The organism is Aurantiacibacter hainanensis (genome assembly GCF_036321025.1).
Taxonomy (GTDB): Bacteria; Pseudomonadota; Alphaproteobacteria; order Sphingomonadales; family Sphingomonadaceae; genus Alteraurantiacibacter; species Alteraurantiacibacter hainanensis.
On sequence record NZ_JAZAPB010000002.1, the window covers coordinates 1316745 to 1329657 of the forward strand.

A 12913-nucleotide genomic window follows, 5' to 3' on the forward strand; every position below is an offset into this window, starting at 1 on the left:
CAATGCACGGTTCATCGCAGAAAACAGGAGGACCGAACGATGAGACGTGAACGAAGCCCCGGCTCGAAACTGATGCTGGCAGGATTGGTTGCCGGTGTGCTGATCGTGCCGCTGCTGATGGTCTACGCGCTGGTCTACGACCGGGAAAACCAGTCGCAGCAGGCGCAGGCGCATATCACGCGCGGCTGGGGCGGCTCGCAGACCGTTACCGGGCCCGTGCTGGTGATCCCCTTCCGCGATGAGGTGGTGGAGGCAGAGACGGTCGATGGCGTGGCGACCGAGCGGCGACGGCAGGTGCGGCGCGAACTGTTCGTTTCTCCGCAATCCCAGTCTGTCGAGACCCGGCTCGACCCAGATCGCAAGGGTTACGCGATCTACCAGAGCGTGGTCTATTCGGGCGCGCTGGAAGGCACCGCCCGCTTTGCGCTGACGAGCGAGCTGGACAGTCTCGGAATTGCCCGCGACACGTTGCTGTTCGACGAGGCCGAACTGCGTTTCGGCATTTCCGACACGCGCGGCCTCTCCGATGGGGCCAGTGTCACCGCAGGCGGGGAGGCGCTCGACCTCAGGCCCGGCAATGGTCCCTCGGCCACCGGCGGATCGGGTTTCTCCGCTGCCCTTTCCCGTTGGGACGGGGAGGGTGCGTTGCAGGTGCGCTGGAGCTATGGCCTGCGAGGCACGCGCTCGCTTTCGCTGATCCCGCGCGGGGGCGAGACCGAATGGCGCGTAACGTCACCCTGGCCTCATCCCAGCTTTACCGGAGGCTATTTGCCCGAACCCTCGCAGACTGAAACCGGCGCGCAGGGTTTCACCGCCGTCTATCCCGGCATCACCAACCTCGCACTGGGGCACGGATTGCTGTCCGTGGGCGACCGGCCTGCAAGCGACGCCGATGCCGATGTGGAGACGGTGCAGGCGGCATCGATCGGCCTTGTCGAGCCGGTCGATCTCTACAGCCAGGTGGACCGCGCGGTGAAATACGGCTTTCTCTTCATCGGGTTCACCTTTGCCGCGCTTCTGATGTTCGACGTGGTCGGCGGCGCACGCGTTGCTGCGGCGGAGTATTTGCTGACTGGCGCGGGGCTGGTGCTGTTCTTCGTGATGCTGCTGGCCTTTGCCGAGGTGATCGGCTTCGCGCTCGCCTATCTTGTGGCGGCGACGGCGATCATCGGCCTGCTGACCGCCTACAGCGCCGCGATCCTGGGGACGTGGAAGCGGGCGGGGTTCATCGGGGCGATGCTCGCCGCGCTCTACACGGTACTCTACGTGCTGCTGAACGAGGAAACCTACTCGCTGGTGATCGGATCGCTGCTGCTGTTCGCAGCCCTGGCAGGTATCATGTTCGCCACGCGCAAGTTGGACTGGTCCGCCGTGGGTCGCAGCGAGGGTAAGGGCGAGGGCGCTTACGCCTGACGCCAAGGCGAACGGGGGCGAGGGGGCAGGGTCAGATCACGCCGCAGATCAGGCCCAGTTCCTTCGCCTTGTCGCAGCCGATATACCAGTTCTCGGGCGCCCGGTCGCGAACATCCTCGAACGAGACGTTGCTGCCGTTCACGATCTCGCGAAAGCCCTGTTCCTCTATCTCGATGGAATGCTCGATCTCGTTGAGCGCGGCCTTCAGCTGGTAAATGCAGCTTTTCAGCGGCCCCGAAAGGTTGATCGTCTTGGTGATCTGCCGCTCGTGGATCAGCAGGCTGGAATCCTTCGTCATGTAGCGGTGCGACACGGGAAAGCCCGCCATGAAGGTGGCGCCTGCGGAATAGACCGCCGATTTTCCGAGGAAGAAGATGTCGCGCCCCGGTTCGCGCAGCAGGCGCACGTCGTCGGCCATAGTGCGGGCGATTTCCGGGTTGCCGCCCAGGGTGGTCAGGGCCACCACCAGCGGCCCCTTCTTGGGGGCATTGTGCAGCTGGTCGCGGAATTCGGCGTACATGGCTTCGTCAACGCTGCCGATCAGGCGAAGTTGGGGGCTCGTGCGGATGGTGTCGGCGTCCGATTTGGTGCTCATGCCCATCCAACTGGCGCATGGGCGCGGCGTTCCGGTCAGCGGGAGCGAAGGTTCTCGCGCGAAAGGTCTGCCGGGCGAGCCTTGCCCATCAGCTGCATGGCGCGGGTGATCTCCTGCTCCAGGATCGTCACCGCACGCTCCACGCCTGCCTCGCCCGCGGCCGCCAGCGCGTAGAGGTAGAGCCGCCCGCCGCTGACCGCCTTCGCCCCCAGGCTCAGCGCTTTCACCACGTGGCTGCCGCGCATGACTCCGCCATCGAGGATCACCTCGACCCGGTCCCCAACGGCATCGACGATCTCGGCCAGCTGGTCGAACGGCGCGCGCCCGCCATCCAGTTGCCGTCCGCCGTGGTTCGACACCATGATGGCATCCACGCCCATGTCCGCCGCGCGGCGCGCGTCGCCCACCGACATGATGCCCTTCAGGCAGAAGGTGCCGCCCCAGTCGTCCCGCAACTGCTCCGCGGCCTTCCAGTCGAGGCCCGGATCGAGCATCGAGTTGAAATAGTCCTGGATGGAGATGGCCTGCCCGCTGCCCGCCGAAACATGGGTGGAAAGATTGGGCAGGTCGAACTTCTCGCGCAGCAGGAAGTTCATCGCCCACCTGGGGTGGAGCGCATAGCTCACCAGGTTGGACGGCGTGAAACGCGGCGGGGTGGTGAAGCCGGTGCGCTTGCAGCGTTCGCGATTGCCGGAAACGATCGTGTCGACGGTCAGCGTGATGGCATCGAACTTGGCTGCCCTCGCACGCTCCACCAGCGCGGCGTTGAGACCGCGATCCTTGTGGTAGTAGTATTGCAGCATCTTGGGGCCGCTCCAGCGCTCGCCAACTTCCTCGATGCTGACGGTGGAGAGGCTGGAAATGCCGAACCACAGCCCGTGCCTTTCGGCCACGGCGGCGACGGCACGCTCGCCCTGCCAGTGAAAGATGCGTTGCAGCGCGGTGGGGCTTAGCATCAGGGGAAGGGCGCTCTCACGGCCCATGATGGTGGTGGAAAGGTCCAGCCCGTCGGCGCCCACCAGCACGTCGGGCACGAGGTCCACATCGGCAAAGGCGGCGGTGTTGCGGTCCTTCGTCGCCTCGTCGTCCGCCGCGCCGTCAATGTAGTTGAACACGGGGTAAGGCAGCCGCCGCCGCGCCAGGGCGCGGAAATCGGCGATCTTGTGGCAGTCCGACAGGCGGCGGACGGAGTAGTCGTCCTTGTCTCTCACCAGCGAAGCAATCTTGGCCCGATCATCCAGCCGATCCCTGCCATTGCCAGGATGGGCAGGCAATAGAACACCGCCATGTAGGCCATGCCAAGTTCCGGGCAGTACGGCGAATAGGCGGTCATCGCCACGGCCCCGCCGAACAGGCCCGCGGCCAGCCCCGCGAGGCGCAGGTTCGTGGGCGCGAGCCAGCGGGTGGCCATGATCGCGCCGGCAAAGGCCAGCGGGCTCATGATGGTCATGGCGGAAAGGCAGCGCCGCCAGGTTTCACCGGGAAAGGTCCGCTCGCCCACCGCCAGGTCCAGCGCCAGCAGGATCGCCACGAGGATGAAAGGCACCGACAAGGCGATCAACGCGCCGCCCGTGCGCTTGCCGGGATGGCCGATGGCCCACAGGGCAGAGCCGCTGAGCAGGACGAGGGCGATGGAAAAACCCCATTTGACGAAGATCGGTGCGTATCCGTTTATTGCGCTGGACGAGAAGGCGCCCTCCAGCACCAGAGATACGCCCAGGGCGCACAGCAGCGCTGCGACCACCAGCGGGCCAGCAAAGCGCGCAAGCGCACCGGCGGGCGGGGCGCCGCCTTCGTGCGCCAGCGAATCGATCAGGGTTTCGGTCTGTCTCATGTCCTGTCTTCGCCGATGATTTCCCGCAGCCGTGCCATGCCGCGATGCACGCGCAGCTTCATGGCGGAAACGCCGATGCCGATGCGCTTTCCGGCCTCGCGATTGGTCAGCCCCTCGATATGCGTCAGGCGGATCGCCTCCGCCTGCGGGGCGGGCAGGCGATCCAGCAGCGATTCGATATCCATGCCCGCCAGCGTATCGGCGGCGATGGCCATGTCCGCGTCCTCGTCCAGGTCGACCGGGCTGCGGCCGCGCCTGCGCCAGTGATCGATCAGCTTGTAATTGGCGATCGCGTACATCCACGGGGCCACCGGCCGACCGGGGTCGAGCGTGTGACGCTTTTCATGGATGGCGATCAGGCTTTCCTGCACCAGATCCTCCACTTCACTGTCCGCGCCCATCTTGCGGGCCAGCCGGGCGCGGATACGCTGCGCGGCCTCGGCCAGAAATAGCCGGTAGGCCGCGGAATTCCCCTCGCGGGCGGATGCCATCAGCTGGTCCAGCCTGTCGGCGGGAATGTTCGCCTGCTCGTCCATTCGTCCCTTCCGCCATCGAGGTTACACATTTTCCGGTTATCGCCCAGCCTCGGTGGCGAGGCGGCGGAGAAAGTAGCTGCTGAAACTTGCATTCATCGACAATTCAGATTACAGGCGTAATCGTACTGCCTACAAACGTAATCGTTCAGGGAGGACGATGTGGTTGCCCGGATTGAAACAGACCAAGGCGAAGCCGGTGCGGAACGCATCAGCGATGCCGAACACGCGGTGATGGAGGCGCTGTGGAAACGCAGCCCGCAAACCGCCGCCGAAGTTTGCGATTCCGTGTGCAAGGAACGCGGTTGGTCCATTCCCACGGTGAAGACCCTGCTTTCGCGGCTGGTTCAGAAGGGCGCCCTTGCGACCCAGCCTGACGGTCGCCGTTTTCTCTATACCCCTCTCATCGCTCGTTCCGCCTATGTCGGTACCGAGAGCAAGCGGCTGATGGAACGCCTTTTCGGAGGCCGTGCCGCGCCGTTGTTCGCGCACCTGGCCCAGGCGGAAGCCTTGAGCGACGATGACATCGCCGAAATCGAACGCCTCCTGCAGGAGATGAAGAAATGAGCGGGTTTGGGGACTGGTTGGTCGATACCTTCATTTACACCGGCCTGCTGATCGGCCTGGTGCTGCTTGTTCGCCGCCCGATTTCGCGCTGGTGCGGCCCGCAGGTCGCCTACGCGCTGTGGGCGCTGCCTTTCCTGCGCTTCATCATGCCGCCGATCGTGCTGCCGGCGTGGATGGCCCCGGCAGAGCCGGAGGCGCTGGCCGCCGAAGCCGCCCAGCCGCTGATGGTGATCATTTCCGATCCGGCGGCAAAGGCCGCCGTATCCGACGCCGCCGCGGCCGCTGCGCCGATGGTGGGCATTACCGTCACCGACCTGTTGCTGCCGCTGTGGATCGGCGGGGCACTGATATTCCTCGGCTGGCGCGTGCGCGAATACGTTCGCATGCGGTGCGACCTGCTGGAGGACAGCATCCCCGTGGGAGAAGCGGGCAAGGTGCGGCTGGTGGAAACGCCCGCCGTGTCCAGCCCGGTTGCCTTCGGCATCGCCGACAAGGTGGTGGCGCTGCCGCCCGCCTTCATGGCGCACCACGACATTAATGCCCGCGACCTGGCGATTGCGCACGAGCTTGCGCACCATCGCGGCTACGATCTCGTTGCCAACATCGCGGCCCAGCCGCTGTTGGCCCTGCACTGGTTCAATCCGCTCGCCTGGTGGGGCTGGCGAGCGATGCGGCGGGACCAGGAGGCAGCGTGCGATGCGCGCGTTGTCGCCGGTCGCGCGCAGCCCGAACGGGCGGCCTATGCCAAGGTGATTGCCGGTTTCGCGACCGGTCAGCATCTTGCCCTGGCCGCTCCCATGGCTTGTCCGGTGCTTGGCGAGAAATCGATCATTCACCGTTTGAGGAGCCTCACAATGTCCGAAGTTTCCAGCCGTCGCCGCCGTATCGGCATCGCGGCCATCACCACCACCGCGCTGGCCCTGCCGCTGACCGCGTCGATCACCTACGCGCAGGCCGAGGCCCCGTTGCCGCCTGAACCGCCGATGGCTCCGCAGCCGGGCGCCGCTCCGCTGGCGCCGGATGCTCCGCTTGCGCCGGAGGCACCCGAAGCGCCCTCGATTGAAAGCATCAATCCCGATGAAGAGCACGTCATGGTGCATGTCGACGAGGAAACCGGCGAGCGCCGCGTAATCCGCCATCGCTTCAGCCGCAACGGCTCACCCATTGCCGAACGGGAGATCGAGGCGATGATGGAGCGCCTCGAGGAAGAAATGGAACTGCGCCAGGAGGAAATCGAGGTCATCGTCGAGCGAGCCAGGGAGCAGGCCGAACATGCCGCCGAAATGAGCGCCCATGCCCGCGAGCAGGCCGAACATGCACGCGTGGTGGCCGCGCGCGCTCCGCACGTGGAACTGGATTGCGAAGGCGTGGACGAAAGCGGCGTCGTCGAACGCGATCTCGGCAACGGCCGGTCGGCGCTGGTGATCTGCGAAAGCATTATCCGCGACAGTGCCCTATTGGGCATGGACGGCGCAGTCGCCGGCATGCGGGCTGCCCTTCGCGAGATTCGCAACAACCGCGACATTCCTGCCATGGAACGCGAGGAAGCCGTTCGCGAGCTGCAGGAAGCCATCGAGGAATTGCAGCGCGAACGGCGGATGATGAGCCGCGTCGAAGCCAAGGCTGAAGCGCGCACCGCGGCACCCAACGCCCGCGCGGCATCGGTTGCCTGGAGCTGGCGCGGCCAAATGGTTTCGCCGATCCAGGTATCCGCTCCGATGCGCGTCAGCGTACCGGCTCCGGTCTTCGCGCCTGCCCTCGACAGGGACGAGGATTGCGAGGAAGACCGCGAAATCGCGGTGCACGCCACGCGCGCCTGATTTCCGCCGCTCAGTCGGTAGACTGTACGACGGGGCTTGGAACGAAGCGGATTTCGAAGTCGACCTCGGCCGCTTCGGGCTGGGGCGGCGCCGCCACCAGCGGTTTGCCCTCCTTCAGTGCGGTCAGCATGGCATCGGGCATCGGGCGCGCGGGGTAGGGACAGCCGCGCGCCTCGCCCAGACCCTTCAGGTATGAACGGCGCATCAGCCCGGCGGCAATCGCCTGGCGAAAGTCGTGCTCGTGCTCGCTCGCGCCGGATATCTCGCGGATGATGCCCCGGAAGGGGATGAACATGCCGATGGCGCGCTGGGCCACGCTGGTGACGGTCAGCCGCCGTTCGTCGGGCGCCTCGGTGTCGATGTCGTCACCCAGAACCGCGTCAAGATCCGCGATATTGGCGCGAATGGCGGCGCAGTCCTCCAGGCCATCGTTGGTGTAGGGATTTTCGAGCGCCCAGACGAGGATCGGCGGGATCGGGTCGCGAGCGAGGTTGAGATCCGAGAGCGGCGTCAGCGCGACGTCCACGATGTCGGGATCGGTCTCGGTCACGTCTTCCTGCGCGGCGGCGGGGACGGCAGCAACAGCTGCCGACAGAGCCATCAGGACGCCCGCGAGCGGCCCGGTGCGAAGGAGGCGGTCAGGCGCGGAGGTATGCTGCATCGCACCGCTCGTCATCGCCGGTTTCCAGGCCCAGGCGCAGTGCTTCCATGCGCTGGCGGCTGGTGCCGTGGGTGAAGTTCTCGCTGCTCACGCGGCCACCGGTCAGCGTATCGTCGCCGATGGCGGCGGCGGCGTTCATGCCTTCCTCGAAATCGCCGGGCTCGATGGCGTTGCGGTTGCGGCCGGCCCACACCCCGGCATAGCAGTCGGCGTGCAGTTCCATGCGCACCTGCAACTGGTTCTGCATGCGCGGATTCTGCGCCTGGGCGCTGCGAATCTGGTCGGAAATGCCCCAGAGGGACTGGACATGATGCCCGTATTCGTGGGCCACGACATACAGCCGCGCGAAGTCGCCGCCTTCGCCCGCCATCTGCGCCAGCTGTTCGTAGAACCCGGTGTGGATGTAGATGCCCTGGTCCGCCGGGCAGTAGAACGGCCCGACCCCTGCCGATGCCGCGCCGCAGGCGGAATTGACGCTGCTGCCCTGGATAAAGGTAAGCGTGGGCTGCGCAAACAGGTTGGCGTTGCCTGCTTCGTTGAAGCGATCTTCCCAGGTCTGGTTGAGCGAGGCGAGGGCGTTGCAGGTTTCCATCGCGAACTGGTTGTCGTCGCAGATTTCCATCGCGCTCTCGTTGGACGGTGCCTCCTGCCGCGGCGGCCCCTGCGTGCCCATCTGCTCCACCGTGCCCAGCATCTGCGCGGGATCGAGGCCGAATACCAGCGCGCCGATCAGCACGATGGCGATGCCGCCGCAGCCCAGCTTGCCACCCGGCATGCCGCCACCGCTGCCACCGCGGCGCACCTTGATGTCCCCCTGGTTGAACGGATTCAGTCGCACGCCGCATCCCCTTGCTATTTCCCGCCGAATTGGCTGGACCGTAGCCGACAGGGCACTAAGTCCCTAGCCACATATCAATTGTAAGGAGACCGTTATGTTCCTCGAAGGCAAGCGTGCCCTCGTCACCGGATCGACCTCGGGCATTGGCCTTGCCATCGCCCGCGCCCTGCATGCCGAGGGTGCCGACGTGGTCCTGAACGGATTTGGCGACGAGGCCGAGATCGCCAGCCTGTGCGAGGAAATGACGGCCCGCCACATCAACACCGACCTCACCACGGTGGAAGGGGCCGAGGAACTGATGGAAGCCGCGGGCGGGGTGGACGTGCTCGTCAACAATGCCGGGATGCAGCATGTCGCCCCGGTGGAGGAGTTCCCGGTCGAGAAGTGGAACGCGATCATCGCGCTCAACCTTTCCAGCGCCTTCCACACCGCGCGCCTCGCCGTGCCGCACATGAAGGCCAAGGGCTGGGGCCGCATCATCAACACCGCCAGCGCCCACTCGCTGACCGCCAGCCCGTTCAAGGCTGCCTACGTCGCCGCCAAGCACGGCATCGCGGGCCTGACGAAGACGCTTGCGCTGGAACTGGCCGAGCACAACGTGACCGCCAACTGCATCAGTCCCGCCTATGTCTGGACCCCGCTTGTGGAAAGCCAGATACCGGACACCATGAAGAGCCGCAACATGACGCGCGAGCAGGTGATGAACGACGTGCTGCTGGCCCGTCAGCCGACCAAGAAATTTGTGCAGGTGGAGGAGGTTGGCGCGTTGGCCGTGTTCCTGTGCCGCGACGTGGCGCAGAATATCACCGGCGCGAACTACGAGATCGACGGCGGATGGACCGCCCAGTGACAGGAACCTTTGGCACGTTGCCGCCTTGGCGGGGGGAAGGAGAAGATCATGAGTTACTATATCCCGACCACGCTTGACCTACCTTTCGAGCAAACTGTCGCACGCACGGAAGAGGCGCTGAAGGAACAGGGCTTCGGAATAATCACGTCCATCGATATCAAGGAAACTCTGAAGACGAAGATCGATGTCGATTTTCGCCCCTACGTGATCCTGGGGGCCTGCAATCCAAAGCTGGCGCACGAGGCGCTGCAACTGGAAGACAAGGTGGGCACCATGCTGCCCTGCAATGTCATCGTGCAGGATGCAGGGGACGGCAAGACCGAGGTGGCAGCAATCGATCCCGTCGCTTCCATGCAGGCCATCGGCAATTCAGGTCTGAACGCTGCAGCCGAAGAGGTTCGCGGACGACTGCAAGCGGCGATCGACTCGCTCGGCTGACGTAACCAGGAGACAACGGCGCATTGGCCGGGGGCAGTCTCAGGATTGCTTGGCGGGGTAGACGGTGCGAACGAACTCGCCGTTTTCCCACACCTGCACGACCCGGCCCATCGCGTCATGCAAGGTCCTGGCGACGGCGTCTTCCAGATTGGGGGCGCTGAATTCCACGCGTTTCCCGATGCCGTCCTCGCCGGCAAGGTAGATCAGCCGGTATTCCTTCAGTGCCGGCCGCTTGGCGGCACGCTGTCCCTCATTGGCCCTGTCTTCAGAGACATTCATTGCACTCGCTCCGATCTTGGAGCGCCAAGAAACTGCTATCCGGGCGATCGACTCAACCGTTCGATACCGGCCGTCTCGAAATGAAGCAGGCTGCGAATGTCGCCTCTTGTGCGTTTTCCATGCCTGGCCCCCTAGCGATTGCCACATTCCGCGTTTACATGGGCCGCCACGAATCACCCCGACCCAAGAAGTGGCACGCCTCATGGAAATCCGTACCGGCCTTACTTTCGACGACGTGCTTCTGCAGCCCGCCGAAAGCGAAATCCTTCCCTCGCAGGTCAGCACCAGAACGCGGCTGACGCGCGAGATCGGGCTGAACATCCCGATCGTCTCCGCTGCCATGGACACGGTGACGGAGTCCGAAATGGCCATCGTGCTGGCGCAGCTGGGCGGGATCGGCGTTCTCCATCGCAACCTGACCGTTGAGGAACAGTGCGACGCCGTGCGCCGCGTGAAGCGTTTCGAAAGCGGCATGGTGGTGAATCCCATCACCATCCATCCCGATGCGACGCTGGGCGATGCGCAGACGCTGATGGATCGTCACAACATCAGCGGCATCCCGGTAACCGACAAGAGCGGCAAGCTGGTGGGCATCCTCACCAACCGCGACGTGCGGTTTGCCGATAATCCCGGTCAGCCGGTGAAGGAACTGATGACGAGCGACAATCTCGCCACCGTCAGCGAGGCCGTGACCCAGGCCGAGGCGCGCAAGATCCTGCATCAGCGCCGGATCGAAAAGCTGCTGGTGGTGGACGACGACTATCACTGCGTCGGCCTGATCACGGTGAAGGACATCGAGAAGGCCGTGCTCAACCCCGATGCCACGAAGGATACCGGCGGTCGCCTGCGCGTCGCCGCGGCAACCACCGTGGGCGACAAGGGCTTCGCCCGCACCGAGGCGCTTGTCGATGCCGAGTGCGACGTGATCATCATCGACACCGCGCACGGTCACAACAAGGCCGTTGGCGAAGCGGTGGACCGGGTGAAGAAGCTTTCCAACAACGTCCAGGTGATTGCGGGCAACATCGCCACGGCCGAGGCCGCGAAATCGCTGATCGGTTCGGGCGCGGACGCGATCAAGGTGGGGATCGGCCCCGGCTCCATCTGCACCACGCGCATCGTGGCGGGCGTCGGCGTGCCGCAGCTGACCGCGATCATGGACGCCGCCAGCGCGGCGGGCGACGTTCCGGTGATCGCCGACGGCGGCCTTCGCACCAGCGGCGACGCGGCAAAGGCGCTGGCCGCGGGTGCCTCCACGGTAATGGTCGGCAGTCTGCTGGCGGGAACGGAGGAAGCGCCGGGCGAGACGTTCCTCTACCAGGGCCGCAGCTACAAGGCCTATCGCGGCATGGGCAGCGTCTCGGCGATGGCCCGCGGAAGTGCGGATCGTTATTTCCAGCAGGACATCAAGGACCAGATGAAGCTGGTTCCCGAGGGTATCGAAGGACAGGTGCCGTACAAGGGCCCGGCGCGCGACGTGATCCACCAGCTGGTGGGCGGCATCAAGGCGGCCATGGGCTACACCGGCAGCGCCACCATCGCCGACCTCAAGACCAATGCCAACTTCATCCGCATCACCAATGCAGGCCTTTCGGAAAGCCACGTGCACGATGTCAGCATCACGCGCGAGGCGCCCAATTACCCGACGCGGTAGGGCGCGGCCGGCCCGGTTTTGCCTGCGTGGCAAGGCGGCCTAGCCGGCAGGGCGTGAGGCAGGATTTGCACGCCGACCCCGCTCGATCGCCGAAGGTTACACGTTGTGCGCCGGGTTTCGCGGCAAGATCATGTTCTGTAAGGATTATCTGGCCCGCACGAGTTTTTGAAAAAGGGGCGGTTCGCGTTCCATGATGGAGAGCAAATGACCCCTTCGGCCCGCGTACAGGCAGCTATCGAGATCCTCGACCAGGTCATCGCCGCCGCGCGCGGCAACGGGCCGCCGGCAGACAGGCTGGTGGCCGACTGGTTCAAGTCGCACCGCTTCGCCGGATCGAAGGACAAGCGCGCCATTCGCGAGCACGTTTTCGAAGCCGTTCGCGCCTGTGGCCCGGTGCCTGACAGCGGGCGGGCGGCCATGCTCGGACTGGCGGAAGAGCAGCCGGACCTGCGCGCCCTGTTCGACGGCTCGCAATATGGCCCCGCGGCTATCGGCGAGAACGAACGGCCTGCGGAAGGCGGTATCGCGCCCGAATGGCTGGAAGACCGCCTGATCGCCTCCGGCGTGACGCAGGAAGAGGCCGCGGCCTTGCTGGGCCGCGCGCCGCTGGATGTTCGGATCAACCGGCTCAAGGTGCGCCAGGGTGCACCCGACCTGCCCGAGGAGGGAGAGAGCCTTTCCCTGCCCGACGCCCTTCGATTCCCGACGGGTACTCCCGTCACCGGCTGGGATGCCTACGAGAAAGGGCTGATCGAGGTGCAGGACCTGGGCAGCCAGCTGGCCTGCAAGGCGATTGGCGCGCAGGCGGGTGAGACTGTGGTGGACCTGTGCGCCGGGGCAGGGGGCAAGACGCTTGCTCTTGCCGCCGCGATGGAAAACCGGGGCACGCTCGTTGCCGCCGATACCGATCGCCGCCGCCTGTCGCAGCTGGGTCCGCGGGCCGCGCGGGCAGGGGCGCAGATCGAAGCCGAGGTGCTGCTCGATCCGGGCCGCGAGGCCGATGCGCTGGCGGCGTGGCTGGGAGAGGCCGACCGGGTGCTTGTCGATGCGCCGTGTTCGGGCACGGGCACCTGGCGACGCAATCCCGAGGCGCGCTGGCGGCTGTCGGACGGCGACCTGAAGCGGCTTGTCCAGTTGCAGGCGCGGCTGCTGGGTCTCGCGGCGGAACTGGTGAAGCCGGGCGGCACCATCACCTACGTCACCTGTTCGCTGCTGGACGAGGAGGGGGCAGGGCAGGTCGACGCCTTCCTGGCCGGAAATCCCGACTGGACGGCGCAGGCGCTGGATCTGCCGCTTGGAACGCCCAGGGGCGCCGGAATTCGCCTCTCACCGTCCCGTGACGGAACGGACGGATTTTTCATCGCACGTATAGCTAAGGCGTGTTAACACCTGAGTTGATGGACGCATCTCACACCTCTTACCCGTCCAGCT

Annotated in this window: 14 protein-coding genes; 7 read left to right on the top strand and 7 right to left on the bottom strand. The window is 65.5% G+C overall.

Annotation, left to right across the window (positions count from 1 at the left end):
- Positions 1–39: 39 nt before the first annotated feature.
- On the top strand, positions 40–1413 hold the full coding sequence (creD, locus tag AAA989_RS13770; protein WP_338244513.1) for a cell envelope integrity protein CreD: 1374 nt from the start codon (positions 40–42) through the stop codon (positions 1411–1413).
- Between the two features lie 31 nt (positions 1414–1444).
- On the opposite strand, the gene AAA989_RS13775 is transcribed toward creD, so the two are convergent.
- Genes AAA989_RS13775 through AAA989_RS13790 form a run of 4 tightly spaced genes read right to left on the bottom strand, consistent with a single transcriptional unit; the run spans position 1445 to position 4378 of the window.
- Positions 1445–2008 carry a peptidase S14 gene (locus AAA989_RS13775; RefSeq protein ID WP_338244515.1) on the bottom strand — a complete coding sequence of 188 codons (564 nt, stop codon included), beginning with the start codon at positions 2006–2008 and terminating at the stop codon, positions 1445–1447.
- Between the two features lie 35 nt (positions 2009–2043).
- Entirely contained in the window at positions 2044–3219 is a 1176-nt protein-coding gene (locus AAA989_RS13780) for an alpha-hydroxy acid oxidase (RefSeq protein WP_338244517.1), read from the bottom strand.
- Complete coding sequence (locus AAA989_RS13785) at positions 3216–3842, bottom strand: NrsF family protein (RefSeq protein WP_338244518.1); 627 nt, start codon at positions 3840–3842, stop codon at positions 3216–3218. Before AAA989_RS13785 ends, AAA989_RS13780 begins: the two co-directional genes overlap by 4 nt.
- Positions 3839–4378 carry a sigma-70 family RNA polymerase sigma factor gene (locus tag AAA989_RS13790; RefSeq protein ID WP_338244520.1) on the bottom strand — a complete coding sequence of 180 codons (540 nt, stop codon included), beginning with the start codon at positions 4376–4378 and terminating at the stop codon, positions 3839–3841. Before AAA989_RS13790 ends, AAA989_RS13785 begins: the two co-directional genes overlap by 4 nt.
- 159 nt (positions 4379–4537) lie before the next feature.
- Here AAA989_RS13790 and AAA989_RS13795 point away from each other — a divergent pair, with 159 nt between their 5' ends.
- Both AAA989_RS13795 and AAA989_RS13800 read left to right on the top strand, forming a co-directional pair.
- Positions 4538–4942 (top strand): BlaI/MecI/CopY family transcriptional regulator, encoded by a 405-nt coding sequence (locus AAA989_RS13795; RefSeq protein ID WP_338244521.1) that lies wholly within the window; start codon positions 4538–4540, stop codon positions 4940–4942.
- On the top strand, positions 4939–6762 hold the full coding sequence (locus tag AAA989_RS13800; RefSeq protein WP_338244523.1) for a M56 family metallopeptidase: 1824 nt from the start codon (positions 4939–4941) through the stop codon (positions 6760–6762). The genes AAA989_RS13795 and AAA989_RS13800 overlap by 4 nt, the downstream gene beginning before the upstream one ends.
- A 10-nt stretch (positions 6763–6772) precedes the next feature.
- Here AAA989_RS13800 and AAA989_RS13805 read toward each other — a convergent pair whose 3' ends face one another.
- Both AAA989_RS13805 and ypfJ read right to left on the bottom strand, forming a co-directional pair.
- Positions 6773–7363, bottom strand: a complete 591-nt coding sequence (locus AAA989_RS13805) for a hypothetical protein (RefSeq protein WP_338244525.1) — start codon at positions 7361–7363, stop codon at positions 6773–6775.
- Between the two features lie 37 nt (positions 7364–7400).
- A complete protein-coding gene (gene ypfJ, locus AAA989_RS13810) occupies positions 7401–8261 on the bottom strand; it encodes a KPN_02809 family neutral zinc metallopeptidase (protein ID WP_338244527.1) in 861 nt (286 codons plus the stop codon).
- Between the two features lie 94 nt (positions 8262–8355).
- On the opposite strand from ypfJ, the gene AAA989_RS13815 reads away from it, so the two are divergent.
- Together AAA989_RS13815 and AAA989_RS13820 are read left to right on the top strand one after the other, a co-directional pair.
- Complete coding sequence (locus AAA989_RS13815; RefSeq protein ID WP_338244529.1) at positions 8356–9111, top strand: 3-hydroxybutyrate dehydrogenase; 756 nt, start codon at positions 8356–8358, stop codon at positions 9109–9111.
- A 48-nt stretch (positions 9112–9159) separates the two neighbouring features.
- Positions 9160–9549 carry a DUF302 domain-containing protein gene (locus AAA989_RS13820; RefSeq protein ID WP_338244531.1) on the top strand — a complete coding sequence of 130 codons (390 nt, stop codon included), beginning with the start codon at positions 9160–9162 and terminating at the stop codon, positions 9547–9549.
- A gap of 39 nt (positions 9550–9588) precedes the next feature.
- Here the strand turns inward: AAA989_RS13820 and AAA989_RS13825 are convergent, their stop codons facing one another.
- Positions 9589–9828 carry a hypothetical protein gene (locus AAA989_RS13825; RefSeq protein WP_338244533.1) on the bottom strand — a complete coding sequence of 80 codons (240 nt, stop codon included), beginning with the start codon at positions 9826–9828 and terminating at the stop codon, positions 9589–9591.
- Between the two features lie 202 nt (positions 9829–10030).
- Here AAA989_RS13825 and guaB point away from each other — a divergent pair, with 202 nt between their 5' ends.
- Together guaB and AAA989_RS13835 are read left to right on the top strand one after the other, a co-directional pair.
- On the top strand, positions 10031–11482 hold the full coding sequence (gene guaB / locus AAA989_RS13830) for an IMP dehydrogenase (protein ID WP_338245552.1): 1452 nt from the start codon (positions 10031–10033) through the stop codon (positions 11480–11482).
- A 204-nt stretch (positions 11483–11686) separates the two neighbouring features.
- Complete coding sequence (locus AAA989_RS13835; protein ID WP_338244534.1) at positions 11687–12868, top strand: RsmB/NOP family class I SAM-dependent RNA methyltransferase; 1182 nt, start codon at positions 11687–11689, stop codon at positions 12866–12868.
- Positions 12869–12913: the final 45 nt, after the last annotated feature.